The organism is Pseudomonas sp. RIT-PI-a, from assembly GCF_001187875.1.
Lineage (GTDB): Bacteria > Pseudomonadota > Gammaproteobacteria > Pseudomonadales > Pseudomonadaceae > Aquipseudomonas > Aquipseudomonas coleopterorum.
Genome location: NZ_LGIR01000013.1, coordinates 12,014 through 36,368 on the forward strand (window position 1 = coordinate 12,014; position 24,355 = coordinate 36,368).

Consider the following 24,355-nt stretch of genomic DNA (forward strand, 5'->3'; position numbering starts at 1 on the left):
TTGATCCGGGCCGCGCCGGTCTGAAGCTTGCGTATACGGGTCCACCCCTACCTCTTGCGGTTTGCCGAATTTGAAAACATTTGATCACCTGACCGTCATCGGTCTGCGCGAGTGGGTGGCGCTGCCCGACCTGGGTGTCGCCGGCCTGCGCGCCAAGATCGACACCGGCGCCAGCACCTCCAGCCTGCACGCCACGGACATCGAACCGTTCACCCGTGCCGGTGAGAAGTGGGTGCGTTTCACCGCCCACCTGGGCACCGTGGTGCAACTGCGCCACAGACGCTGTGAAGCACCGCTGGTGGCCATGAAGACCATCAAGAGCTCCAATGGCCATGCGCAGACGCGCTACGTGATCAAGACCACCCTGGCCCTGGGCGACCGGGTCTGGACGGTCGAATTCACCCTGGCCTGCCGTAAATCCATGCGTTACCGCCTGCTGCTGGGTTCCAAGGCGCTGGTCCATGGCCAACTGGTCGTGAACCCTGGCGTCACCTACGTTCAAGACAAGCCGGTGTTCCCGGCCTCTACTACCTCTGCCACAGGTGTTGCATGAAGATCGCTGTGCTGTCGCGCAATCCGCGTCTGTATTCCACTCGTCGTCTGATCGAAGCCGGCACTGCCCGTGGCCATGAAATGGTCGTGATCGACACACTACGCGCGTACATGAACATCGCCAGTCACAAGCCGCAGATCCACTACCGGGGCAAGCCGCTGCAGGGCTTCGATGCGGTCATTCCGCGCATCGGTGCGTCGGTCACCTTCTATGGCTGTGCGGTGCTGCGTCAGTTCGAAATGATGGACGTCTTTCCGCTGAACGAATCGGTGGCCATCGCCCGCTCGCGCGACAAGCTGCGCTCGCTGCAACTGCTGTCACGACGCGGCATCGGCCTGCCTGTCACCGGCTTCGCCCACTCGCCGGACGACATCCCCGACCTGATCAGCATGGTCAATGGCGCCCCGCTGGTGATCAAGGTGCTCGAAGGCACCCAGGGCATCGGCGTGGTGCTGTGTGAAACCGCCACCGCCGCCGAGTCGGTGATCGAGGCGTTCATGGGCCTCAAGCAGAACATCATGGTTCAGGAGTACATCAAGGAAGCCGGCGGCGCCGACATTCGCTGCTTCGTGGTGGGCGACAAGGTGATAGCGGCCATGAAACGCCAGGCCAAACCCGGTGAGTTTCGCTCCAACCTGCATCGTGGCGGCAGCGCCAGCTTGATCAAGATCACCCCGGAAGAGCGCATGACCGCGATCCGCGCAGCCAAGGTGATGGGGCTCAGCGTCGCCGGCGTGGACATCCTGCGCTCCAACCACGGCCCTTTGGTGATGGAGGTGAACTCATCCCCTGGCCTGGAAGGCATCGAGGTGACTACCGGCAAGGACGTGGCCGGGATGATCATCGAGCACATCGAAAAGAACAGAGGCCCGAACATGACCCGCACCAAGGGCAAGGGCTAGTTCCTAGACAGCATCCCTGGGCAGCATCAGGCCCAGTGGTAGCCGCACCCGCGCCTCCAGCCCGCCCGTCGAGCGATTGCGCAGTTCCACGTTGCCGCCATGCATGGCGGCAATGCGCTTGACGATCGCCAGACCCAACCCGGTGCCCTTGCCACTGCGCGCGCGATCGCCGCGGATGAACGGGTCGAAGATGCCAACCAGTTCCCCCGGATCGATACCGGCGCCACGGTCCAGCACGCTGAGCACCACATAGGGCGCGTTGTCGTCGCCTGAAACGTTGACCGCCACCTCCACACCGCTGCCGGCATGGTAGAGCGCGTTGCCGATCAGGTTGTTCAACAGCCGCTTCATCGATACTCGGCGCAGCGGGAACGGTGGGATCGGTTCCAGGCGAAGCAATACCTGCTCCTGCGCCTGGTTGTAGGGCGCAACGACTTCCTGCACCAGATTCCCCAGATCGACGACCTCGACTTTTTCGTCGCGTCCGTCGCGAATGAAGGCCAGGAACTGATCGAGGATCGCGTCCATGTCCTCGATGTCGCGGACCATGTCAGGGGTGAATTCGTTGTCCGAGGTCATCAGTTCCAGCGACAGCCGCAGCCGGGTCAGCGGCGTGCGCAGGTCGTGGGAGACGCCGGCAAGCATCAGCTCGCGCTCGCGACCGGCCTGTTCGACGTCTTCGGCCATCTGGTTGAACGCCCGGTACACCTCGGTCATCTCACTGGGCGTATCGCTCACCGGCAGGCGCACGCTGCGGCCCTGCCCCAGTTGGCGGGCAGCGAACACCAGGCGCTTGAGCGGCTGGTTGAGCTGACGCACGAAGATCCAGGCCGAAGCGGTCGACAACAGGCCGATCGCCAGAAACCAGCCCAGCACACTCCAGATCTTCTGCCCGCGCAACGGGTGCGGGTACAAAGGCACCTTCAACCAGCCAGCGCCCAGGCTCGGCGCACGCACCCACAACGCGGGCGGGGCATGGACGCGCAAGCGCACTTCGGTGTCCTCCCCCAGCTCGGCCTGCATCTGGCGTTGGTAAATTTCACTGTACGGCCAATGCTGTTCGCCTTCCGGCACACCGCCGCCGACCACGCGAATCAAGCCTGCGGCGTCAGCGATCTGGTCGCGATTGTTCTCGTCCGCCGCCCAGTAGGCACGCAGGGTCAGCGCCACACCGTGACTGTACTGGCGGTCGACCAGCACGTCTTCGTTCATCAACAGGTAGACCAGGGTCAGAGCCTTGGAAAACAGGACGACGACCAGCACCAGCCAGAGGGTTCGGGCGAAGAAACTTTGGGGAAACCAGACAGGGGTCTTCATTGCGCGGCGGTCACATACGTTGCAGGAGCGAGCAGGCTCGCAGACATTCTGAATGACGAATATCCCGAATCAACATGTGATTCAGGATATCGACCCTACAAAAACCCCTGAAGTCTACCGGGCGGCGTTGCCATCGGGTACGAATACATAACCCACGCCCCATACCGTTTGGATGTATCGCGGCTTGGACGGATCGGGTTCGATCATGCGGCGCAGGCGCGAGATCTGCACGTCGATGGAGCGCTCCAGAGCGTCCCATTCACGTCCACGGGCCAGGTTCATCAGCTTGTCGCGGGTCAGTGGCTGACGAGCGTTCATCACCAGGGCCTTGAGCACGGCGAACTCGCCGGTGGTAAGCATGTGCACTTCGTCGCCGCGCTTGAGCTCGCGGGTGGCCAGGGACAGCTCGTAGTCGCCGAAGGACACCGATTCGTCCTCGCTGCCCGGAGCGCCCGGCACCGGTGCCGACTGACGACGCAGCACGGCCTTGACCCGGGCCATCAGCTCGTCGGGGTTGAAGGGCTTGGCCAGGTAGTCGTCCGCGCCCAGTTCCAGACCCTTGATGCGGCTGAGTTCGTCACCCTTGGCGGTCAACATGATGATCGGGACCTGATTGTTGCCGGCGCGCATGCGGCGGCAGGCGGACAGGCCATCTTCGCCGGGCAGCATCAGGTCCAGCACCACCAGATGGAACACTTCACGAGCCAGCAGGCGGTCCATTTGCTCGACATTGGGCACGGCGCGCGCACGGTAGCCTTTGCTGGTGAAGAATCGCTCCAGCAAGCTGCTCAATCCCGGATCGTCGTCAACGATGAGGATCTTTTCACCTTCGGCTGCTTGTGCGGTACTGCTCATGGGTTGCTCCTCTGATCTCGGCGCGCATTATGGCGTAGCTGCCGACGCTCGTGCCGTGTGCATTGTTAGCAGATTTTTCTTTGGCCGCCAGCCACATTCCTTGATCGTCAAGGCTTGGGGTTCGCGCCGAGACGATATCGCTGGGTATACTGCGCGGCTCGTCAGCGGCAACGTTCGCATGAAAGCGTCCGCTGCCACGGTGCCCGAAACGTGCCCATACACCAGGCATATGGGGGACTGCACCTTGTACCTATCATTTTTCAGGTGGTTATCATGATCAGCATAAACAGCCGCATCGCCGAGGAACTCGGCGTCCGCCCTCAACAGGTCGAAGCGGCCGTCGCACTGCTGGATGAAGGTTCGACCGTGCCTTTCATCGCTCGTTACCGCAAGGAGGTGACCGGCAGCCTGGACGACACCCAGCTGCGTCACCTCGAAGAGCGCCTGCGCTACCTGCGCGAACTCGACGAGCGCCGCGCCAGTATCCTGGCCAGCATCGAGGAACAGGGCAAGCTGACGCCCGAGCTGACCCGCGAGATCCAGCAGGCCGACACCAAGACACGCCTGGAAGACCTCTACCTGCCGTACAAGCAGAAGCGCCGCACCAAGGGCCAGATCGCCCTGGAAGCCGGCCTTGGCGAGCTGGCCGACGGCCTGTTCGCCGATCCGACGCTGAACCCGGAAACCGAAGCAGCCCGCTTCGTCGACGGCGATAAAGGTGTGCTCGATGTCAAGGCAGCACTGGAAGGCGCCAAGTACATCCTGATGGAGCGCTTCGCCGAAGACGCCACACTGCTGGCCAAGCTGCGCGGCTTCCTCAAGCAGGAAGCGGTACTCAGCGCCCGAGTGCTGGCAGGCAAGGAAGAAGAAGGCGCCAAGTTCCGCGACTACTTCGAGCACGACGAGCCACTCAAGAGCATGCCCTCGCACCGCGCCCTGGCCATTTTCCGCGGGCGCAACGAAGGCATTCTCGGCTCTTCGCTGAAAGTGGGCGAAGAACTTCCGGGCACCCTGCACCCGTGCGAGATGATGATCGGCGAGCACTTCGGCGTGAAAAATCAGCAGCGCGCCGCCGACAAGTGGCTCGGTGAGGTGGTGCGCTGGACGTGGAAGGTCAAGCTCTACACCCACCTGGAAACCGACCTGCTGAGCGAGCTGCGCGAGAACGCCGAAAGCGAAGCCATCAACGTCTTCGCACACAACCTGCATGACCTGCTGCTGGCCGCCCCGGCGGGCCCGCGCGCCACTCTCGGTCTGGACCCTGGCCTGCGGACCGGCTGCAAGGTGGCGGTGGTGGATGCGACCGGCAAGCTGCTCGATCACGCCACGGTGTACCCGCATGTGCCGCACAACAAATGGGACCAGACCCTGGCCACGCTGGCGGCACTGTGCGCCAAGCATGCCGTGGACCTGATCGCCATCGGCAACGGCACTGCCAGCCGCGAGACCGACAAGCTGGCCGCCGAGCTGATCAAGAAATACCCCGGCCTGAAAATGACCAAGGTCATGGTCTCCGAAGCCGGTGCCTCGGTGTATTCGGCCTCGGAGCTAGCGGCGCGCGAGTTTCCCGACCTGGACGTATCGATCCGCGGTGCGGTGTCCATCGCTCGGCGCCTGCAGGATCCACTGGCCGAACTGGTCAAGATCGATCCGAAATCCATTGGTGTGGGTCAGTACCAGCACGACGTCTCGCAGCTCAAGCTGGCGCGCGGCCTGGATGCCGTGGTGGAAGACTGCGTGAACGCCGTGGGCGTGGACGTCAACACCGCCTCCGTGGCCCTGTTGGCGCGCATCTCCGGGCTCAATGCCACGCTGGCGCAGAACATCGTCGCCCACCGCGATGAGCACGGTGCGTTCCGGACCCGCGCAGCACTGAAGAAAGTCTCGCGCCTGGGCGAAAAAACCTTCGAACAGGCGGCCGGCTTCCTGCGCGTCATGAACGGCGACAATCCGCTGGACGCCTCGGCCGTGCACCCCGAAGCCTATGTGCTGGTACAGCGCATCGCCGCAGGCACCGATCGCGATATCCGTTCGCTGATCGGCGACAGCGGCTTCCTCAAGCGCCTGGACCCGAAAAAATTCACCGATGAAACCTTCGGCTTGCCGACCGTGACCGACATCCTGCAGGAGCTGGACAAGCCGGGCCGCGACCCGCGTCCGGAGTTCAAGACCGCCGAGTTCCAGGACGGTGTGGAAGAGCTCAAGGACCTGCAACTGGGCATGGTGCTCGAAGGCGTGGTGACCAACGTGACCAACTTCGGCGCCTTCGTCGATATCGGCGTGCACCAGGACGGTCTGGTGCACATCTCGGCGCTGTCGGAAAAATTCATCAAGGATCCGCGTGAAGCGGTGAAGGCCGGCGACGTGGTCAAGGTCAAGGTGATGGAAGTGGACATTCCGCGCAAACGCGTGGGGCTGTCGATGCGCATGGGCGACACGCCCGGCGAGAAGATCGACGGTGCACGGGGCAGCCGTCCCGGTGCCGCAGCCCGTCAGCAGGCCGCTCCGGCCCGCGTCAAGGAAGCCGCCGCGTCCGCCAACGGCGCCATGGCGTCGTTGTTCGCCAATGCCAAACAGTTGAAGAAACGCTGATGCAGATCGACGACGATCTGACCCAGAGCGCTTACTTTCGCGAGCTCGGCTGCCAGGTGCGACGCCTGGATGCCGGTGTGGCGGAAGTGGCACTGCCCATGGCCGAGCACCTGCGCAACCGCGGCCAGGTGATGCACGGCGGGGCCATCTTCAGTCTGGTCGACATTGCCATGGGCCTGGCGTGCTCGACCTCCCACGGTTTCGATAATCAAAGCGTCACGCTCGAATGCAAGATCAATTACCTTCGCGCGGTGTCAGAAGGTGAGGTGATCTGCAAGGCCCAGGTATTGCACGCCGGCCGACGCACGATGGTGGTGGAGGCCGAGGTGCTTCAGGGCGAAAAACTGATGGCAAAGGCACAAGGTACTTTCGTGGTTCTCTAGCCCGAAGGGGTCGTTCTGCGGTAATTTCGGCACGGCGCAGGCGGTGTCGATCGCAGTACGGCCTGCACCTTGCCCGATCGAAACCAGGCGACGACGCCGGTTCCTTTTTGTCTTCACCCTTGCAGACCGTCCGCTCCACCCCCATATCGGGGCGACTGACGCGTGAAGGAATCCAACTTGAGCGAATTTCTCAACCGCCGCCTGACTTTGCTCGGCGAGCCTGCCACCCTTTCTCTGCTCGCGCAGTGCCTGCATGGCATCGAGCGTGAGTGCCTGCGCGTCAACCACGAGGGTCGCCTGGCACAGACGCCGCACCCCGAGGCGCTGGGATCGGCGCTGACCAACGAACAGGTCACCACGGACTACTCCGAATCGCTGCTGGAATTCATCACGCCCGCACTCGAGGATCCCGCCCAGACCCTGCACAGCCTGGAGCAGATCCACCGCTTCGTGTACAGCAAGCTGGGCAGCGAGTACCTGTGGAGTCCCTCCATGCCCTGCCCGTTGCCAGCCGAGGAAGATATCCCGCTGGCCTACTACGGCACCTCGAACATCGGCCGCCTCAAGTACGTCTATCGCCAGGGCCTGTCCCTGCGCTACGGCCGCACCATGCAGTGCATTGCCGGCATTCACTACAATTTCTCCCTGCCCGAGCAGCTGTGGCCGGTGCTCAAGCAGGCTGATGGCTATGTCGGCACCGATCGTGATTATCAGTCCTCCGCGTACATCGCGCTGATTCGAAATTTCCGTCGCTACAGCTGGCTGCTGATGTACCTGTTCGGCGCCTCGCCGGCACTGGATGCCGGCTTCCTGCGCGGCCGCGCCCATCAGCTCGAGCAGTTGGATGCACAAACCCTGTACCTGCCCTACGCCACCAGCCTGCGCATGAGCGACCTGGGGTACCAGAGCAATGCCCAGGCCGGCCTGACGCCCTGCTACAACGATCTGGCCAGCTACACCGACAGCCTGCGCAAGGCGGTGGCCACGCCGTATCCGCCGTATGTGCAGGTGGGCACGCACAAGGACGGCGAATGGGTGCAGTTGAACACCAACATCCTGCAGATCGAAAACGAGTACTACTCCAACATTCGTCCCAAGCGGGTGACCTACAGTGGCGAGCGGCCGATCCAGGCATTGATGGCTCGCGGTGTGCAGTACATCGAAGTGCGCTGCCTGGACATCAATCCGTTCCTGCCCACCGGGGTCGACCTGACCGAGTCGCGCTTCCTCGATGCGTTCCTGCTGTTCTGTGCGCTGGAAAGCAGCCCGCAGATCGACAGCAACGAATGCGCGGCCTGTACCGGCAACTTCCTCAGCACGGTCAAGGAAGGTCGTCGGCCGGGCCTGCAGTTGCAGCGCAATGGCGAGGCGGTCGAGCTCAAGGCGTGGGCCGGCGATTTGCTGGAGCGTATCGACGCCGTCGCTGCATTGCTCGATCGCAGTACCGGTACCGATGAGCATGCCCAGGCGATGGCGGCGCAGCGCGCCAAAGTCAGCGATCCGTCGCTGACGCCATCGGCGCAGGTCCTGGCGAAGATGGCCGAGCAGAAACAGAGCTTCGCCGAGTTTTCCTTCAGCCAGAGCCAGGCCCATGCCGAGTACTTCCGGCAACAGCCCCTGAGCAGCCAAGACCAGGCGCACTTCGAACAGCAGGCGCGCGATTCACTGGCCGCCCAGGCGACGCTCGAGGCCGAGGAAGTGGGCGATTTCGATGTGTTCGTCGGTTCCTATCAGGCAAGCATCCTGGCCATCAGCAACTGACAGCGCTCAATACCCTGCGGTATCTCTGCTGCACGGCAGAGCCCGCTCCCACAATGGATATGTGCTTATCTCATGTGGGAGCCGGGCTCTGCCCGCGAAGAAGGCGCCACCGGTCGGTCTGATGCGCCGCTATAGCGCCTTTTCGAAGATCTTCGAATTACGCTGGTAGTTGTACAGCGAGGCGCGTGCCGCCGGCAGGCGTTCGACGCCGCTGGGCACGAAGCCGCGTTCGCGGAACCAGTGCGCCGTGCGGGTGGTGAGCACGAACAATGTGTTCAACCCCAACGCCCGCGCCCGCTCTTCGATACGCTCGAGCAGCTCGTCGCCACGACCGCCATGGCGGTATTCCGGATTCACCGCCAGGCACGCCAGCTCGCCGGTCTGTGAATCGGCGATCGGGTACAGCGCGGCGCAGGCGATGATCATGCCTTCACGCTCGACCACGCTGAATTGGGTGATCTCGCGCTCCAGCACCTCGCGGGAGCGGCGTACCAGGATGCCCTGCTCTTCCAGCGGGCTGATCAAGTCCAGCAAGCCCCCGACGTCTTCGATGTTGGCTTCGCGTACCTGCTCGAACTGCTCCTGCGCCACCAAGGTACCGCCACCATTGCGGGTGAACAGCTCGGTGAGCAATGCGCCATCTTCGGCGTAGCTGACGATGTGCGCGCGGCTGACGCCCCCCTTGCACGCCTGGGCGGCCGCATCGAGCAATTCCCCCTGGTAATCGTTGCCCAGTCGCAACAGGTGCGCCGGCACCTGCTGCGGGCGCAGTTCGCGCACCAGGTGACCGGTTTCATCGAGCAGCCCCGGCTCGGCACCGAACAGCAGCAGCTTGTCGGCCGCCAGGTCGATGGCGGCCCGTGTTGCCACGTCTTCACAGGCAATGTTGAAGATCTCGCCGGTAGGCGAGTAACCCAGCGGCGACAACAGCACGATCGAGCGTTCGTCGAGCAGGCGGTTGATGCCCTTGCGATCGACCCGACGCACCTCACCGGTGTGGTGATAGTCGACACCCTCGACCACGCCGATCGGCCGCGCCGTGACCAGATTGCCGCCGGCCACGCGCAACCGCGAGCCCTGCATCGGCGAGGACGCCATGTCCATGGACAGGCGCGCCTCGATGGCGATCCGCAGATGGCCCACCGCATCGATGACGCACTCGAGCGTGGCCGCATCGGTAACCCTGAGGTTGCGATGATAGTGCGGGCTCAGGCCGCGCGCGGCCAGACGGCTTTCGATCTGCGGGCGCGATCCGTGGACCAGCACCAGGCGCACGCCCATGCTGTGCAACAGCACCAGGTCGTGGACGATATTGCCGAAGTTGGGGTGGGCAACGCCCTCGCCGGGCAGCATCACCACGAAGGTACAGTCACGGTGGGCATTGATGTAGGGAGAAGCGTGGCGAAGCCAATTCACGTAGTCGGGCATAACGGCAGAAGCCTGTAGAAAAGTGGGACGAAAAGCATCACTCGGCGCACAGCGGTATGAGGGTTATCGTCGTGACAGGCTTGGCAACACGCGCGCACTCCTTGCAGGGATGACGGCCCGCAGGCACGCCGATTTAGGCAATCACCGATTCGAGGCAGTAATGCTCGATCAGTTCACGCAATAGACGCACGGTAGGCTGCAAACGTGACATTTCCAGGTATTCGCCGGGCTGGTGCGCACAGGCGATGTTGCCTGGCCCCAGCACCAGGGTTTCGCAGCCCATGCTCTGGAAGTACGGCGCCTCGGTACCGAAGCCCACGGCCGCCGCCGTGTACCCCGTCAGCCGCTCGGCAACCCGCACCAACTCGGTGTCGGCACGCTGCTCGAAGGGTGGCACCTCGGCGAACAGCGGGGCATAGTCGATCTTCACCTGGTGCAACTCGGCCAACGGCGCAAGCTTGCTGCGAATGGCGGTGCGCAGGACCTGTGGGTCCATGCCCGGCAACGGCCGCAGGTCGAACTCCAGCGAGCATTGCCCACAGATGCGGTTGGGGTTGTCGCCGCCATGGATGCAGCCCAGGTTCAGGGTCGGTTGGGGCACGCTGAACTGCGCGTTGTTGTATTCGCGCTGCCATTGCCGACGCAGGTTCATCAGCTCGCCGATTGCGCCGTGCATTGCTTCAAGGGCACTGTGACCAAGGCTTGGGTCCGAGGAATGGCCACTGCGGCCAAGGATGTCGATGCGCTCCATCATCACCCCCTTGTGCAGGCGGATCGGCTTGAGCCCGGTCGGCTCGCCGATGACCGCGGCACGGCCCAGCGGCCGGCCGGCGGCGGCCAGCGCCTTGGCACCGGACATCGAGCTTTCTTCGTCGCAGGTCGCGAGGATGATCAGCGGCTGCTTGAACGGCTGATCGATCAGGCCACGCATCGCCTCGATCGCCAGTGCGAAGAAGCCCTTCATGTCGCAGCTGCCCAGCCCGACCCAGCGTCCATCGACTTCGGTGAGCTTGAGCGGGTCGGTGTTCCACAGCGCCTCGTCGTAAGGCACCGTGTCGCTGTGCCCGGCCAGCACCAGACCGCCAGGGCCGCTGCCGAACGTGGCGATCAGGTTGAACTTGCCGGGCTCGACCTGCTGGATTTCGCAGGCGAAGCCCAGCTCGGTCAGCCAGTTGGCCAGCAGATCGATCACCGGGCCGTTGGACTGATCCAGGCTGGGCTGGGTGCAACTGACCGAAGGCGCCGCGATGAGGGCGGCGAATTGTTCCTGCATGGACGGCAATGGCATGGCGATCCTCCCGAGGCGAGCCCCATCATAGAGCCATCGGGCGCCAAGAATAAACCGCCGCGGCACGACTGCTGTACACTGCACGGCCTTATCTAGTCATCAGCGCGTTGTTGTCCGCCAGCGCTTGGATTGCCCCCTCATGCACAAAGAAACCGAAATCAAACTGCGCGTCAGCCGCGAAACGCTCGCTGCTCTGCGTGAGCATCCCCTGCTGAAAAAGCGCAACAAAAGTGGCTGGGAGCGCCGAGAGCTGTTCAACCAGTACTTCGATACGCCTGCCCGCGAACTGGCAGCGGCCAAGGTCGCCCTGCGCCTGCGCCGCGATGGCGAAGAGGTCATCCAGACCCTCAAGACCCGTGGCAGCAGCGTGGCCGGGCTGTCGCAGCGCAACGAATACGACTGGAACCTGCCCAAGGCCAAGCTCGACCTGAAGAAGCTCGACGGCGAATGCTGGCCCGAGCAACTGGCCGAGCTGGACAAGAAGACCATCAAGCCGGTATTCACCACCGATTTCGTCCGTGAGCGCGCGGAAATCGCCTGGGGCCGCGGCAAGGCCCGGGTGGTGATCGAAGCGGCCCTGGACCTGGGCAAGGTCATCGTCGGCAAGCAGTCCGAAGAGATCTGCGAGCTGGAGCTGGAGCTGCGTGAAGGCGAGCCGGCGGCATTGCTGGAGCTGGCCGCCGAGCTGGCCGAAAAACTGCCCCTGATGCCCTGCGACATCAGCAAGGCCGAGCGCGGCTATCGCCTGAGCGATCCGGACAGCTACGCGCTGAGCCTGCCCGCCCCCGAGCTGGGCGCCGAGACGACGCTCGACGATGCCTTCACCGCCCTGGCCTGGCACCGGTTGGCGAACAGCCAGCGACTGGCCGAGCAGTACCGCTTCAACGGCCACTGGCGCCTGCTGCAGGACTGGGTGCAACAGCTCATCGAGTTGCGCGGGTTGGTCGGCAGCCTGGGCCAGGCCGCACCGCGCGCCAGCAGCAACGAACTGCGCACTGCCCTGGACGCCCTGCTCGAAGACTGGCGCCCGCTGGTGCAGGCCGGGCAGGAAGACGAAGACGTGCGCAAGGCCGCACCCGAGCAGTTCGCCGAAGAGCTGCTGGACGTGCGCTGGGGCCAGTTCTCGCTGAACACCTCGCGCTGGCTGATGGGCCGCCTGTGGACGGTCGAGCGCAACAACCGCGGCAACCGTCAGGGCGCCGCCCAGCTGCAAAGCTGGCTGGGCCATCTGCTGGCCGAGGAAGGCGCAGCGCTGCAATTGCCCCGCTACCAGCAGCAACCTGAGGATCTGGCCGAGCAGTTGCCGCGTATCGAGCGGATCCAGAGCTGGCTGCATCTGGCCCGTGGCGTACTGGACGTGCCGGAAGTCGATCGCCTGTTCGGCGAGCTGAACAAGCTGCACGCTCTGGCCAGCCTGGACATCACCGATGAAGTGCTGGATGCGCGGATGCAACAGGCCATCGCCGTGAGTCAGAATCGCGCGTGGAAACTGTTGCTGCGCAAGTAAGCTTTGTGGTGTTTGTTCTGACCTCTTCGCGGCTGCTAGCCGCTCCTGCAGGGTGTTGTGAACCTGTAGGAGCGGCTGATCTCGCTAGTCACCGATCCACCGGCAGGCTGGTGGTCGACTTGATTTCGGACAGCGCCACCGTCGAATTCACCTCCTGAATGCCCGGCACCATCGACAACTTCTCGAAGAAGAAACGCTCGTAGGCCTCGATGTCCGGTGTGACGATGCGCAGCAGGAAATCGACATTGCCCATCAGCACATAGCACTCCAGCACCTCTGGAAAGCCCCTTATGGCCTCCGTGAATTCGGTGAAGTTCGACCGGCCGTGGGCGTTGAGTTTCACCTCGGCGAATATCTGAGTATTCAAGCCGATCTTCTTGCGATCCAGCAGGGTCACCTGCGCCCGGATGACCCCCTCTTCCTTGAGCCGCTGGATGCGCCGCCAGCAAGGCGACTGCGACAACCCCACCTGCTCGGCAATCTGCGCGCTGGACAGCGTGGCGTCCTCTTGCAGCAACGCCAGAATGCGCCGGTCGTAAGCATCCAGCGGGCTGTGCATAATTATTTCTCCATTGTTCGAATTGTAAAATTGTTTGATTCAAGATAGCCCCATAACGAGCAAAGTTGGGCAAGAAATACCGTGTTGGCCATGGGAGACTTTCCCCATTGACCACGGAGATCACCCATGTCTGCCTTTGAATCGCTGACCCCGCTACGCCCGGATGTCTGGGCCGCTGGCAATCTGACCACCACCGTGCAGTTCAACCTGAGTGCAGAGATCGAAGCCGACGTGCTTTGCCGGGTGCTTAACCTGTTTGCCATGCAGTACCTGATTCCCTGTCAGCTCGCGGCCCGCCAGGTGGCGGACAGCCTGGAAATCCAGGTGCAAGTGAGCGAGTTGAGCTGGCATCGCGCACAGGTGATCGCGGAAAAGATGCGCAACCTGATCAGTGTCCTTGATGTGCAACTGGCCGATGCTCAGCATCCGGCCCAGGTGCAATCGTACGCTTGAGTCGGCGACAAATGCGGCAACGGTTGCCATGAGGGCAATTTCCGGCATGGGCGCTAGGCTATGTGGCACGACAGATCGCGCACCGCCAAGGAGGCCCCCGCATGACCCTCGTCGCCACGACCCTGCGGCATCGCCCTGACTGCGACCTGTGCTTGCTTGAGCTGGTCGACGACTTGCTGGCCGACGGCCTTATCGGGCTGGAGCGCGCCCAGGCACTGCGCGACAGCCTCGACTACAAGGAACCGCTTCAGACACACCCCCTGCAACAACTCGCCGACTACCGATTACCCGATCTCCGCCAACCCGGACAATTGCTGACCCTCGAAGCGCTGACCCAATGGCTGGCGCAGCATGCCGACCAACCGTACCTGCGCATCGATCCGTTGTGCATCGACGTACCCACCGTGGTGGCCTTGATGCCCCAGGCCTTTGCTCAGCGCCATGGAATCCTTGCCGTGGCCGTGGACGAGCACAGTGTCACCATCGCCAGCGCGCAACCGTGGCAGCGTCAATGGGAGGCCGACCTGGCCCAGGTGCTCAAGCGCACGATCAGGCGCGTGGTGGCCAATCCCGTCGACATCCAGCGCTTCACCGAACAGTTCTTCCAACTGGCCCGCTCGGTCAGCGGCGCCAAAGTCCAGGGCCAGTCAGGCCATGCGGGCAACCTGGAGCAACTGCTGCAGCTGGGCGACATGGTCGCGCCTGCCGCCAGCGACCAGCACGTGGTCAACATCGTCGACTGGCTGTTCCAATACGCATTCGAGCAACGCGCCAGCGATATCCATATCGAGCCTCGACGAGACTTCGGAGCGTTGCGCTTTCGCATCGACGGCTTGCTGCATTGTGTGTACCGCTTCCCCGAACAGGTCACGCTGGCCATCGTCAGTCGCCTGAAAAGCCTGGGTCGCATGAATGTCGCCGAGAAGCGCAAGCCTCAGGATGGGCGGATCAAAACCCGCCTGCCCGAGGGCCAGGAGATCGAGTTGCGCCTGTCCACCCTGCCCACGGCCTTCGGTGAAAAGCTGGTGATGCGCATCTTCGACCCACAGGTGCTGCTCAAGGATTTCGCCCAGCTCGGCCTTGTAGCCGACGACCTGAGTCGCTGGCGGCAGATGACCACCCAGGCTCATGGCATCGTGCTGGTCACCGGCCCCACCGGCTCGGGCAAGACCACCACGCTGTACACCACCCTCAAGCAGCTGGCGACGCCGCAGATCAACCTGTGCACCATCGAAGACCCGATCGAGATGGTCGAACCGGCTTTCAATCAGTTGCAGGTACACCACAACATCGATCTGGACTTCGCCAGCGGTTTGCGTGCGCTGATGAGGCAGGATCCGGACATCATCATGATCGGCGAGATCCGCGACCTGGAGACGGCCGAGATGGCGATCCAGGCCGCCCTGACCGGCCATCTCGTGGTGTCGACCCTGCACACCAATGATGCCGTGGGCGCGATCACCCGGCTGCTGGAGCTGGGCGTCGCGCATTACCTGATCAAGGCCACGGTGCTGGGCGTCATGGCGCAGCGACTGGTACGCACGCTGTGCGTTGACTGCAAGGCGCCCACGCATATCGATCCGACAAGCTGGCAGGCCCTCATCGGGCCCTGGCGCATGGCTATCCCGGAGGGTGCCCAGCGCGCCGTCGGTTGCCCGCGTTGTCGAGACACGGGTTACTGCGGGCGCGCCGGCGTGTATGAAGTGCTGCTGCTGAGTGATGGTGTGAAAGCCTGCATCGGCGCCAATACCGATTTCACCGCGCTCAGGCGTCAGGCGTGCAAGGAAGGTATGCGCACCCTGCGCCTGGGGGGTGCGCGGCAGATCGCTGCCGGCCTGACCACGCTCGAGGAAGTACTGCGCGTGACCCCGCGCATCGACGCGATGTGAAGCCGCCACTACGGGCCGCTCGACCGCCTCGGGGAACTTGAATGACATTGACCCTATCCAACGAGCAGAACGACAACTGCCCCGGATCACATTCGTACCGGATCACACTGTGGAGTCTCGATCATGCGCCTCAAAACCGCTGTTGCTACCCTCGCGTTGCTGTCCCTGCCCGTCAGCTCGGCCATGGCCGATCCCTTCTGGCGCAACGTGCTCTCCTCTGGCGCCACAACCGGCTCCTCCTACCTGACCTTCAAGGATCACAAGCTGATCATCGCCGCACAGGACGATGCTGGCAGCTTCGTGGCCAGCGAAGGCGGTATCCGCGGCCCGTATCTGGAAGCGGCGATCCAGAAAGTCCGTGCGCAGAACCCTGGTCTGGAAGCGTCCGACATGGACCTGGCCAACGCCATCCTGGCCAAGAACGCCGTCGCCGATAACTGACAGCGCGACCATGAAAAAACCCTCGCACATCGGTGCGAGGTTTTTTTATGCGTGCAGCTTTTCTGCACCGGGTCGAGCGAGGGGCCTTGCGGCCCCTCTATGACGGTCAACGTACCAGATGCAGGAACTGCATGTGCCGTTCGTACTGATCGAGGATGTCGTTGATGATCTGCTCCTTGCTGTAGCCGACCAGATCGTAATCCTGGCTGCCTTCGGACAGATGCACCTCGGCTCGGTAGTAGCGGCGGTTCTTGAGCTCCTGGTTGCCCATCCCGCCACGGGCGAAGGATGGCGTGAAGTAACCGCGCATCTGCACCTGGTAGATGAATGGCCGCTCCTCGCCATGCCCGATTTCGAACGTCACGTTGTCGTGGCTGGTGTCCTCCTGGGTCACGGCATCCAGGCCCTTCTCGGCGAACGAGGCGGTCACTTCGGCCACTGCCGGGCGCACATGGGTGTCCATGAACCGGTACACCTCGTCACGCGAGGGGAAGCTCACGGCCTGGCTCAGGCGCTGTCGCCAGCCGCCGCGCCCAGGCCGCGAGCTGGCAACCGGGGCCAGCGAATACAACTGGGCGATCTTGCGCTGGCCTTCCATGTGGAACGCCTTGTGCAGCCCCCACATCATCGCCAGCAGGATGATCGAGAACGGCAGCGAGGTCAGCACCACCGCCGATTTCAACGAATCGATGCTGCCGGCGAACAGCAGGCCACTGGTGACCAGCGCCGTCATCGCGCCCCAGAATACCCGCAGCCATTTCGGACCGTCTTCGTCCGGGTTGCCACCGCGTGCGGACAACGTCGAGAGCACGACAGTGCCCGAGTCGGCCGAGGTGACGAAGAACACGAAGCTGATGAACACGGTGACCGCGATCACTGTCCGCGCCCAAGGGTAGGTTTCCAGCAGCAGGTAGAGGGTCATCGACGGGTCGGTGATGGCCGACTGGCCGATCGCGGCCATGCCGTGATTGATCACCTGGTCGATCGCGCTGTTGCCGAAGATCGACATCCACGCCAGGGTGAAACCCAATGGAATCAGCAGCACGCCGAAGACGAACTCGCGAATGGTGCGTCCCCGCGAGATGCGCGCGATGAACAGCCCCACGAACGGCGACCAGGCAATCCACCAGGCCCAGTAGAACACCGTCCAGTTGCCCAGCCAGTCACTGGGTTTGTCATAGGCATAGACGTCGAAACTCTTGCTGGGCAGCGCGCCCAGATAGTCGCCGACGTTTTGCACCAGAGTGCTGAGCAGGTGCTGGGTCGGCCCCGCGAACAACACGAACAGGAGCAGCGCACAGGCCAGCAGCATGTTGATGTCGGACATCACCCGCACGCCCTTGTCGACGCCGGAGACCGCCACCAGAATGGCTGCACCCATCATCAAGGTGATCAGAATCACCTGAACCCATTGGGTATGGGCCACACCGAACAGGTAATCCAGGCCCGAATTGAGGTGCAGGACGCCAAAGCCCATGTCGGCACCCAGGCCGAAGATGGTAGCAATGATGCCAAAGCCATCCACGGCGTAGCCGATCGGCCCGTTGATGCGTTTGCCGATCAGCGGGTAGAGCGCCGAGCGCAGCGCCAGCGGCAGGGTGTGACGATAGGCGAAATAAGCCAGCGCCATACCGACGAAGGCAAACACGCCCCAGCCGTGCAACCCCCGGTGCAGGAACAGCAGCTGCATGGCCTGAGGTGCGGCTTCCTGGGTCCCCGCCTCGCCCTGCGGCGGTTGCAGCATGTGGGGGGGGGGGGCGGGCACGCCGAAGAAGAACAGGGGAATGCTGATGCCGGCGGCGAACAGCATGCCGGCCCAGGACAGGGAGCTGAATTCGGGCTCGTCGTGATCGGCCCCCAGCTTGATCTTGCCGTAGCCCGACAGCGCGGTCACCACCACGAACACCAGGTACAGGGTCATGGCCAGCATGTAGTACCAGCCAACGGTGTTGGCCGCCCAGCTCTGCGCGGCCAGCAGCCATTGACCGGCCGCCTGCGGGAAGGAAATGACGACGATGCCGAAAATCAGAATGAAGCTGGCGGCGAAGTAGAACACCGGAGGGTTCATGCGCACGTTGCCGCTAGGTGTCGATGAAGATGCACTCATGCGTTGTGCACTCCACACGTTCGGAAATGGAAGAAACTGGGCGTTTTCAGCAAGGGATGGCCTCCTGTTGAACGCGAATCGCGATCCATGGTTTTATTGAACGAGCGTTCAATTAAAACACGAGTGATGGGTAGATGGCCAATTGATGGGCCAAACGGTCCTGTTGAACAGGCCGCTGGCCATGCGCCGTGTACGCTTACTTCTGGCTGCTGTCGTGTTGCACCAGATTGGCCTGGGTCAGGTTGCTGCCGGCGGGCACGGTGCGCGTGAGCCACACGTTGCCGCCGATGGTCGAGCCCTTGCCGATGGTGATGCGACCCAGAATGGTCGCCCCGGCATAGATGACCACATCGTCCTCGACGATCGGGTGGCGCGGGTGGCCTTTCTGCAATTGTCCGGACTCGTCCGCCGGGAAGCGCTTGGCGCCCAGAGTGACCTGCTGATAGATACGCACCCGTTCACCGATCACGGCGGTTTCGCCGATCACCACGCCTGTGCCATGGTCGATGAAGAAGCTCGGCCCGATCCGCGCGCCGGGGTGGATGTCGATACCGGTCGCCGAATGAGCCAGTTCCGAGCTGATGCGCGCCAGCAACGGCAGGCCGGCCAGATACAGATGGTGAGCCAGACGATGATGAATCACCGCCAGCACGCCGGGGTAGCACAGCAGCACCTCATCGACGCTGCGCGCCGCCGGATCGCCGTGGTAGGCCGCCAGCACATCGGTATCGAGCAACCGCCGCAGGCCCGGCAGGGCGGCGGCGAAATCCTGGATCAACTGCAACGCTTTGGCGTCGACGGCCGGCAGGTCGCAGTCACCATTGCGCGCCGCATAACGCAGCTCCAGGCGAGCCTGGGTCAGCAGTTCGTTGAGCGCAGCGTCCAGGGTGTGGCCGACGTAGAAATCTTCGCTTTCCTCGCGCAGGTCCACCGGCCCCAGGCGCATCGGGAACAACGCACCGCACAACTGTTCGAGCACCTGGGCCATGGCCTCGCGCGAAGGCAGCTCGCGACCGCCCTGCATGCCGCAGCTGCGCCCGTTCTGCCGACGCCAATCGGACCGCGCCTCATGCAACTGGCCGACGATGGACTGTAACTGCCAATGGCCTTTGCGTGCCTGAGGAATGTCGTTCACGGTTATGTCCTGCCCTGTGCGAAAACAGCGATGGCCGCCGATAGGCGCCCACCATACGGGAAAAATCCTGGCACCAAAAAGAACGCTTTGGATCGATCGTGGAGCATCTGAACATAAGCCGGGGTCATACGTTCCGTGGCTACCGTTGGGACTTGTGGGCCAGCGTGGCGGTGCCTATAGTCCTGTTTTCCGATCGCGCCCCTCCTTCATCACGATCATCCATTACAACAAGGATTCGCCATGAATTTTCCCGCATTGCGCAAACACCTGCTGATCGCCGGTCTGGTTCTGGGCAGCTCGCTGCTGGGCCAGGCGGTCGCCGGCGAACAGTTGCAGAAGATCAAGGACGCCGGTGTCATCAACGTCGGCCTGGAGGGTACCTATCCACCGTTCAGCTTCGTCGATGAAAACGGCAAGCTGACCGGTTTCGAAGTGCAGCTTTCCGAGGCGTTGGCCAAGGAGCTGGGCGTCAAGGTCAAACTGCAGGCGACCCCATGGGCCGGCATCCTCGCGGCGCTGGATTCCAAGCGTCTGGACATCGTGGTCAATCAGGTGACCATCTCCGAGGAGCGCAAGAAGAAGTACGACTTCTCCACGCCCTACACCATTTCCGGTATCCAGGCGGTGGTCGCCAAGAAGAACGCCGACAGCATCAAGCAGGCGTCGGACCTGGGGGGCAAGAAAGTCGGCATGGGCCTGGGCACCAACTACGAGCAGTGGCTCAAGGACAACGTGCCGAGCGCCATCGTGAAGACCTATGACGATGACCCCACCAAGTATCAGGACCTGCGCGTCGGCCGCATCGATGCCATCCTGGTGGATCGCCTGGCGGCCTTCGACCTGATCAACAAGACCAACGAGACCCTGGCCCTGGCCGGCGACGCGTTCTCGCGGCAGGAATCGGGGATCGCCGTGCGCAAGGGCGAACCGGAGCTGCTCAAGGCCATCGACGACGCTCTGGAGAAACTGCGCAAGGACGGCACCCTGGCCAAGCTCTCCAAGCAATGGTTCAGCGCTGACGTCACCCAATGATCGAGAGCAGCCTGCAGCTGATGCTCGATTCGGCGCCCTTTCTGCTCAAGGGCGCCTACTACACGATATTTCTCAGCCTGGGCGGCATGTTCTTCGGCTTGCTGCTGGGTTTCGGCCTGGCGCTCATGCGCCTGTCCAGAAGCCGGTTGCTGAGCTGGCCGGCGCGGGTCTACGTGTCGTTCTTCCGCGGCACACCGTTGCTGGTCCAGCTGTTCGTGATCTATTACGGCCTGCCCCAGGTCGGTATCGAGCTGGATCCGCTGTCGGCGGCGCTGATCGGGTTTTCCCTGAACATGGCAGCCTATGCCTGTGAAATCCTGCGCGCAGCGATCGCATCTATCGAGCGCGGCCAGTGGGAAGCGGCCGCCAGCATCGGCATGACCCGCGCGCAGACCCTGCGCCGGGCCATCCTGCCGCAGGCCATGCGCACCGCGCTGCCGCCGCTGGGAAACAGCTTCATCTCGCTGGTCAAGGACACGGCGCTGGCCGCCACCATCCAGGTACCGGAGCTGTTCCGTCAGGCGCAGTTGATCACAGCACGCACGTTCGAGATCTTCACCATGTACCTGGCGGCCGCATTGATCTACTGGCTGTTGGCAAGCATTCTGGCGCACCTGCAGAATCACCTGGAACGGCGGGGCAACCGCCCCGACCCAGAGGCGGGAAGCAATGATCGTGGTAAAGGGCCTGACCAAGCAGTTCAATGGTCACACGGTGCTCAAGGGCATCGATCTGGAGATCGCCGCCGGCGAAGTGGTGGCCATCATCGGCCCCAGCGGTTCGGGCAAGACGACCTTCCTGCGTTGCCTGAACCTGCTGGAAACACCCACCAGCGGCCGCATCCGCGTGGGCGACATCGAAATCGACGGTGCCCGCGTGGCACAGCAGCAAGGCTTGATTCGCGAGCTGCGCCAGCAAGTGGGCTTCGTCTTCCAGAACTTCAACCTGTTCCCCCATCGCACGACATTGGAAAACGTCATCGAAGGGCCGGTGGTGGTCAAGAAAACGGCCATGGCCGAGGCGGTCGAACTGGGCCGCAGCCTGTTGGCGAAGGTGGGTCTGGCCGGCAAGGAGGACGCCTATCCGAGGCGGCTGTCGGGGGGGCAGCAGCAACGCGTGGCGATTGCCCGGGCACTGGCCATGCAGCCGCAGGTGATCCTGTTCGACGAGCCGACTTCGGCGCTCGATCCGGAGCTGGTCGGCGAGGTGCTGGCGACCATCCGAGGCCTGGCGCAGGAACGGCGGACCATGGTCATCGTCACCCACGAGATGCAGTTCGCCCGGGACGTGGCCAACCGCGTGGTGTTCTTCGACCAAGGCGTGATCGTGGAACAGGGCCCGGCCCGTGAGTTGTTCGCCAACCCGCAGCAGGCGCGGACCCGGCAGTTTCTCGATAAATTCCTGCACCCCGAGCGGTAATACCGCTCAGGGTTTGCGGAACACGTAGAACAGGTTCGGTTCGCTGACCATGTACAGGTTGCCATCGTCGTCCATGGCGATGCCTTCGGGTTGCGGCACGCTCTTGCTCAAACCCTGGTGGCCCTTGCGCAGCGACATGGTGCTCAGGGGCCGCCCCTGCACGTCCAGTTCGACCACCAGTAGCGACTCGTCCGAGAGTGCCAGCAGGTGACCACTGCGTTCGTCGTACTGCAGGCTGGAAAGATCGCGCACGAATAGCCCGGCATCGCGCCGACGGTCCTGGGTGACCTGCACGTCCAGCGGCTTGTCACTCACCCCCCGTGGAAAACCCTGCACCTCGTAGATCAGCATGGGGTCGCGCTCGCGCGCCACGAACAGGCGCTTGCCGGCCGAATCGTAGGCCAGCCCTTCGAAACCCTTGTTACTGCGGCCGCCGAAGTTGAGGCTCAACTGCTCGGCGTGCTGCGCATCGAGGACCTGCGTGGTGTCGTCGATGTTGATCTTGATAAGCCGTTGCTGGCGCTCGTCGGTGATCACATAGACACCGGGGCTGATGTACTCGACCGCTTCCGGGTCACCGAATCCGACCAGCTCGATCCGCCGCAGGATTTTGCCCTGCAGCGACAGTTCGATCAGCTCCGAGCGCTGGTTGGTGACGGTGAACAAGGTCTTGCGCGACGGGTCGAAGGTCAGCGCCGAAATGTCGTCGTCCAGACCTTCGATCACCTTCGCTTCGATATCCACCTGATAGCTGTCCAGATCGATCGCACCCGGCAGGGGCCCGCCCAGCCAGCGCTCGACATTGAAACTGGCGCGTTCGAGCCAGCGAAAGTGGTGCAGCGCGGCGAAGGCGCAGATCAGCGTGAGCAGTGCCGCGATCAGCAGCAGGTGTACGGGTCGAACGAAGAAACGCATCGCGTCGGGCTCTTGAATGAAGTGTGCGCATCAAACCATTAAATGATGAAGCCAAGCTTAAGTTTCTACGGATAAACCTGTAGGAAATTTCCGCAACATCACTGTACTGAAAGCGCGCTCGCCGCCTTAGTGCTTGCGCAACACGTAGAACAGATTTGGCTCGCTTACCAGATAGAGGGTGCCCTCGTCATCGATGGTCACCCCTTCAGCACGCGGGATGGTGTCCTTGAGTCCGTTCATGCCGCCCAGCAACGTCATGAAGCTCCATTGCTTGCCCGCTTCGTCATACTCCATCAGCAAGTGCGAGTCGGCCGACAGCAGCAGGCGGTGGCCGGTGCGAGGATCCACTGCCAGCGCCGAGAGGTTGCGCATGTCCAGGTCGGACGCATCCAGGCGTTGTTTCTCGCCGATGGGCTGGCCATCGCTGCCCAGCTTCAGCGAGAACAGCGCCGGTGGTCGCTCCTCACCCAGCAGCAGGCGCTGGTTGCGCGGATCCCAGGCCAGCCCTTCGAAGGCCTTGTTCTGATCCGTCGAAGGGCCGAGGTCGAACGATGCGAAATCGGCGATGTTCAGCTCGCGGGTATCGGCGTCGACCTTGACCACGGTCAACTGGTGCTGGCGCTCGTCGATGATCGCCAGACGCCCGTCGGGCAGCGCCGTGACCGCCTCCGGATTTTTCCAGCCGTTGAGTGGCATCTTGCGCAACACGTCACCCTGCAGGCTCAATTCGGTCAGGTAGGGATTCTTGCCCATGACCGCGAACAGCGTGCGGGTGCCAGAGTGATAGGTGATGTCCGAAGCCTCGTCGCCTTCCATGCCCGGCAAGTGCTTGCCGTCGATCACGGCCTTGTAGTCGGGCAACCAGATGCTGGCCTTGCGCTGCGCGCTGTTCTGCGTCCACTCCTGCACCCACAGCTCGGCCCGGTCGTCCCAGTGCAGGACCACGGCGACGATGTAGCCGCTCAGCAGTACCAGCAGGGTCCACAGGTACCAACGTTTATACAGGGGGCGGGATGAATGCAGCGCGGCGCGGACCATGGAGTACCCTTGCTGGAGATGGATTCATGCGGGCACATCTGGACGATGCACCCACTGGGGTGGGGGCATTATCCAGATCGAATGTCAAAAAAAAGTGAGGCGCGGCGCGACTACTGAACGCGGCTTTCGAAGCGGCTGACACCCGGCAGTTCCAGCACGATATCGGCGCCGACTTCAAGCGGACCGACCCCGGCCGGGGTGCCGGTGAGAATGACGTCGCCGGCCTGCAGCGAGAAACATCCGGCCATGTACTGGATCATCGGCACGATGGGGTTGAGCATCAGGCTGCTGTTGCCGTCCTGGCGCACTTCGCCGTCGATGGTCAGGCGTATCGGGATGTTGGTGAGGTCGGGGAAGCTTGCCGCCGACACGAAGGGTGCGATCACCGCGGCGCCGTCGAACGACTTGGCGATCTCCCACGGCAGGCCTTTCTCGCGCAGGCGTGACTGGACGTCGCGCAGGGTCAGGTCCAGCGCCGGAGCGAAACCGGAGATGGCATCGATGACTTCTTCGACACTGGGCCGGGTGCTCAGGGATTTGCCCAGCAGCACCGCGATCTCGGCCTCGTAGTGCACCGCGCCGCGGTCGGTGGGAATGCTGAAGGTTTCCTGCAACGGCACCACGCAGCTGCTGGGCTTGATGAACAGCAGCGGTTCGGTCGGGATCGGGTTGTCCAGTTCCTTGGCGTGCTCGGCGTAGTTGCGGCCGATGCACACCACCTTGCCCAGCGGGAAGTGGATACGGGTGCCATCGATGTACTGGTGCTGGTAGCTCATTGCTC

The 24,355-nt window shown here is 63.1% G+C and carries 21 protein-coding genes and 1 pseudogene; 12 read left to right on the forward strand and 10 right to left on the reverse strand.

The window, feature by feature from the left end; translation table 11 throughout:
• The first annotated feature begins 70 nt into the window (after positions 1–70).
• Positions 71–553 (forward strand): retropepsin-like aspartic endopeptidase RimB, encoded by a 483-nt coding sequence (rimB, locus tag AC788_RS08535; protein WP_043192313.1) that lies wholly within the window; start codon positions 71–73, stop codon positions 551–553.
• Positions 550–1,455 carry a 30S ribosomal protein S6--L-glutamate ligase gene (gene rimK / locus AC788_RS08540; RefSeq protein ID WP_049860240.1) on the forward strand — a complete coding sequence of 302 codons (906 nt, stop codon included), beginning with the start codon at positions 550–552 and terminating at the stop codon, positions 1,453–1,455. Before rimB ends, rimK begins: the two co-directional genes overlap by 4 nt.
• A gap of 3 nt (positions 1,456–1,458) precedes the next feature.
• Here the strand turns inward: rimK and AC788_RS08545 are convergent, their stop codons facing one another.
• Both AC788_RS08545 and ompR read right to left on the reverse strand, forming a co-directional pair.
• A complete protein-coding gene (locus AC788_RS08545) occupies positions 1,459–2,772 on the reverse strand; it encodes an ATP-binding protein (protein WP_049860241.1) in 1,314 nt (437 codons plus the stop codon).
• 114 nt (positions 2,773–2,886) lie between these two features.
• The gene (gene ompR / locus AC788_RS08550) at positions 2,887–3,627 is read right to left on the reverse strand and encodes an osmolarity response regulator transcription factor OmpR (RefSeq protein WP_043192310.1); all 741 of its coding nucleotides are present in this window, start codon (positions 3,625–3,627) and stop codon (positions 2,887–2,889) included.
• Positions 3,628–3,900: 273 nt separating this feature from the next.
• On the opposite strand from ompR, the gene AC788_RS08555 reads away from it, so the two are divergent.
• The 3 genes from AC788_RS08555 (at position 3,901) to gshA (ending at position 8,363) form a co-directional block, all read left to right on the forward strand.
• The gene (locus AC788_RS08555) at positions 3,901–6,219 is read left to right on the forward strand and encodes a Tex family protein (protein ID WP_049860242.1); all 2,319 of its coding nucleotides are present in this window, start codon (positions 3,901–3,903) and stop codon (positions 6,217–6,219) included.
• Positions 6,219–6,602, forward strand: a complete 384-nt coding sequence (locus tag AC788_RS08560; RefSeq protein WP_049860243.1) for a PaaI family thioesterase — start codon at positions 6,219–6,221, stop codon at positions 6,600–6,602. The genes AC788_RS08555 and AC788_RS08560 overlap by 1 nt, the downstream gene beginning before the upstream one ends.
• Before the next feature lie 177 nt (positions 6,603–6,779).
• Positions 6,780–8,363, forward strand: coding sequence for a glutamate--cysteine ligase (gene gshA / locus AC788_RS08565; RefSeq protein ID WP_049860244.1), 1,584 nt, complete (start codon positions 6,780–6,782; stop codon positions 8,361–8,363).
• 129 nt (positions 8,364–8,492) lie between these two features.
• Here the strand turns inward: gshA and argA are convergent, their stop codons facing one another.
• The gene (gene argA, locus AC788_RS08570; protein WP_049860245.1) at positions 8,493–9,791 is read right to left on the reverse strand and encodes an amino-acid N-acetyltransferase; all 1,299 of its coding nucleotides are present in this window, start codon (positions 9,789–9,791) and stop codon (positions 8,493–8,495) included.
• Positions 9,792–9,924: 133 nt separating this feature from the next.
• Positions 9,925–11,079 carry an acetylornithine deacetylase gene (gene argE, locus AC788_RS08575; protein ID WP_049860246.1) on the reverse strand — a complete coding sequence of 385 codons (1,155 nt, stop codon included), beginning with the start codon at positions 11,077–11,079 and terminating at the stop codon, positions 9,925–9,927.
• 139 nt (positions 11,080–11,218) lie between these two features.
• Here argE and AC788_RS08580 point away from each other — a divergent pair, with 139 nt between their 5' ends.
• On the forward strand, positions 11,219–12,586 hold the full coding sequence (locus tag AC788_RS08580; RefSeq protein WP_049860247.1) for a CYTH domain-containing protein: 1,368 nt from the start codon (positions 11,219–11,221) through the stop codon (positions 12,584–12,586).
• Between the two features lie 88 nt (positions 12,587–12,674).
• Here the strand turns inward: AC788_RS08580 and AC788_RS08585 are convergent, their stop codons facing one another.
• Positions 12,675–13,145 carry an Lrp/AsnC family transcriptional regulator gene (locus AC788_RS08585; RefSeq protein WP_049860248.1) on the reverse strand — a complete coding sequence of 157 codons (471 nt, stop codon included), beginning with the start codon at positions 13,143–13,145 and terminating at the stop codon, positions 12,675–12,677.
• A 126-nt stretch (positions 13,146–13,271) separates the two neighbouring features.
• On the opposite strand from AC788_RS08585, the gene AC788_RS08590 reads away from it, so the two are divergent.
• From AC788_RS08590 to AC788_RS08600, 3 genes are all read left to right on the forward strand, one after another.
• Positions 13,272–13,598: a hypothetical protein gene (locus tag AC788_RS08590; protein ID WP_049860249.1), complete on the forward strand. Its 327-nt coding sequence runs from the start codon at positions 13,272–13,274 to the stop codon at positions 13,596–13,598.
• Positions 13,599–13,699: 101 nt separating this feature from the next.
• On the forward strand, positions 13,700–15,487 hold the full coding sequence (locus AC788_RS08595; RefSeq protein ID WP_049860250.1) for a GspE/PulE family protein: 1,788 nt from the start codon (positions 13,700–13,702) through the stop codon (positions 15,485–15,487).
• A 123-nt stretch (positions 15,488–15,610) separates the two neighbouring features.
• Positions 15,611–15,928, forward strand: coding sequence for a DUF2388 domain-containing protein (locus AC788_RS08600; protein ID WP_043192301.1), 318 nt, complete (start codon positions 15,611–15,613; stop codon positions 15,926–15,928).
• 106 nt (positions 15,929–16,034) lie between these two features.
• Here AC788_RS08600 and betT read toward each other — a convergent pair whose 3' ends face one another.
• Positions 16,035–17,996: a choline transporter BetT gene (gene betT, locus AC788_RS08605; protein ID WP_177327960.1), complete on the reverse strand. Its 1,962-nt coding sequence runs from the start codon at positions 17,994–17,996 to the stop codon at positions 16,035–16,037.
• Between the two features lie 235 nt (positions 17,997–18,231).
• The gene (epsC, locus tag AC788_RS08610; protein WP_376787067.1) at positions 18,232–19,161 is read right to left on the reverse strand and encodes a serine O-acetyltransferase EpsC; all 930 of its coding nucleotides are present in this window, start codon (positions 19,159–19,161) and stop codon (positions 18,232–18,234) included.
• A gap of 249 nt (positions 19,162–19,410) precedes the next feature.
• Here epsC and tcyJ point away from each other — a divergent pair, with 249 nt between their 5' ends.
• The 3 genes and pseudogenes from tcyJ to tcyN all read left to right on the forward strand — a co-directional run bounded on the left by tcyJ (position 19,411) and on the right by tcyN (position 21,621).
• A complete protein-coding gene (tcyJ, locus tag AC788_RS08615) occupies positions 19,411–20,202 on the forward strand; it encodes a cystine ABC transporter substrate-binding protein (protein ID WP_049860253.1) in 792 nt (263 codons plus the stop codon).
• Positions 20,199–20,864, forward strand: a pseudogene (gene tcyL / locus AC788_RS21285) (cystine ABC transporter permease); the annotation flags it as partial. The gene tcyJ and the pseudogene tcyL, both read left to right, overlap by 4 nt.
• 7 nt (positions 20,865–20,871) lie before the next feature.
• Positions 20,872–21,621 (forward strand): L-cystine ABC transporter ATP-binding protein TcyN, encoded by a 750-nt coding sequence (tcyN, locus tag AC788_RS08625; protein ID WP_049860255.1) that lies wholly within the window; start codon positions 20,872–20,874, stop codon positions 21,619–21,621.
• A gap of 6 nt (positions 21,622–21,627) precedes the next feature.
• Here the strand turns inward: tcyN and AC788_RS08630 are convergent, their stop codons facing one another.
• From AC788_RS08630 to AC788_RS08640, 3 genes are all read right to left on the reverse strand, one after another.
• Positions 21,628–22,536, reverse strand: a complete 909-nt coding sequence (locus AC788_RS08630; RefSeq protein ID WP_049860256.1) for an SdiA-regulated domain-containing protein — start codon at positions 22,534–22,536, stop codon at positions 21,628–21,630.
• 126 nt (positions 22,537–22,662) lie between these two features.
• Positions 22,663–23,574 (reverse strand): SdiA-regulated domain-containing protein, encoded by a 912-nt coding sequence (locus tag AC788_RS08635; RefSeq protein ID WP_049860257.1) that lies wholly within the window; start codon positions 23,572–23,574, stop codon positions 22,663–22,665.
• 110 nt (positions 23,575–23,684) lie between these two features.
• Positions 23,685–24,350: a fumarylacetoacetate hydrolase family protein gene (locus tag AC788_RS08640; RefSeq protein WP_049860258.1), complete on the reverse strand. Its 666-nt coding sequence runs from the start codon at positions 24,348–24,350 to the stop codon at positions 23,685–23,687.
• Between the last annotated feature and the right edge of the window lie 5 nt (positions 24,351–24,355).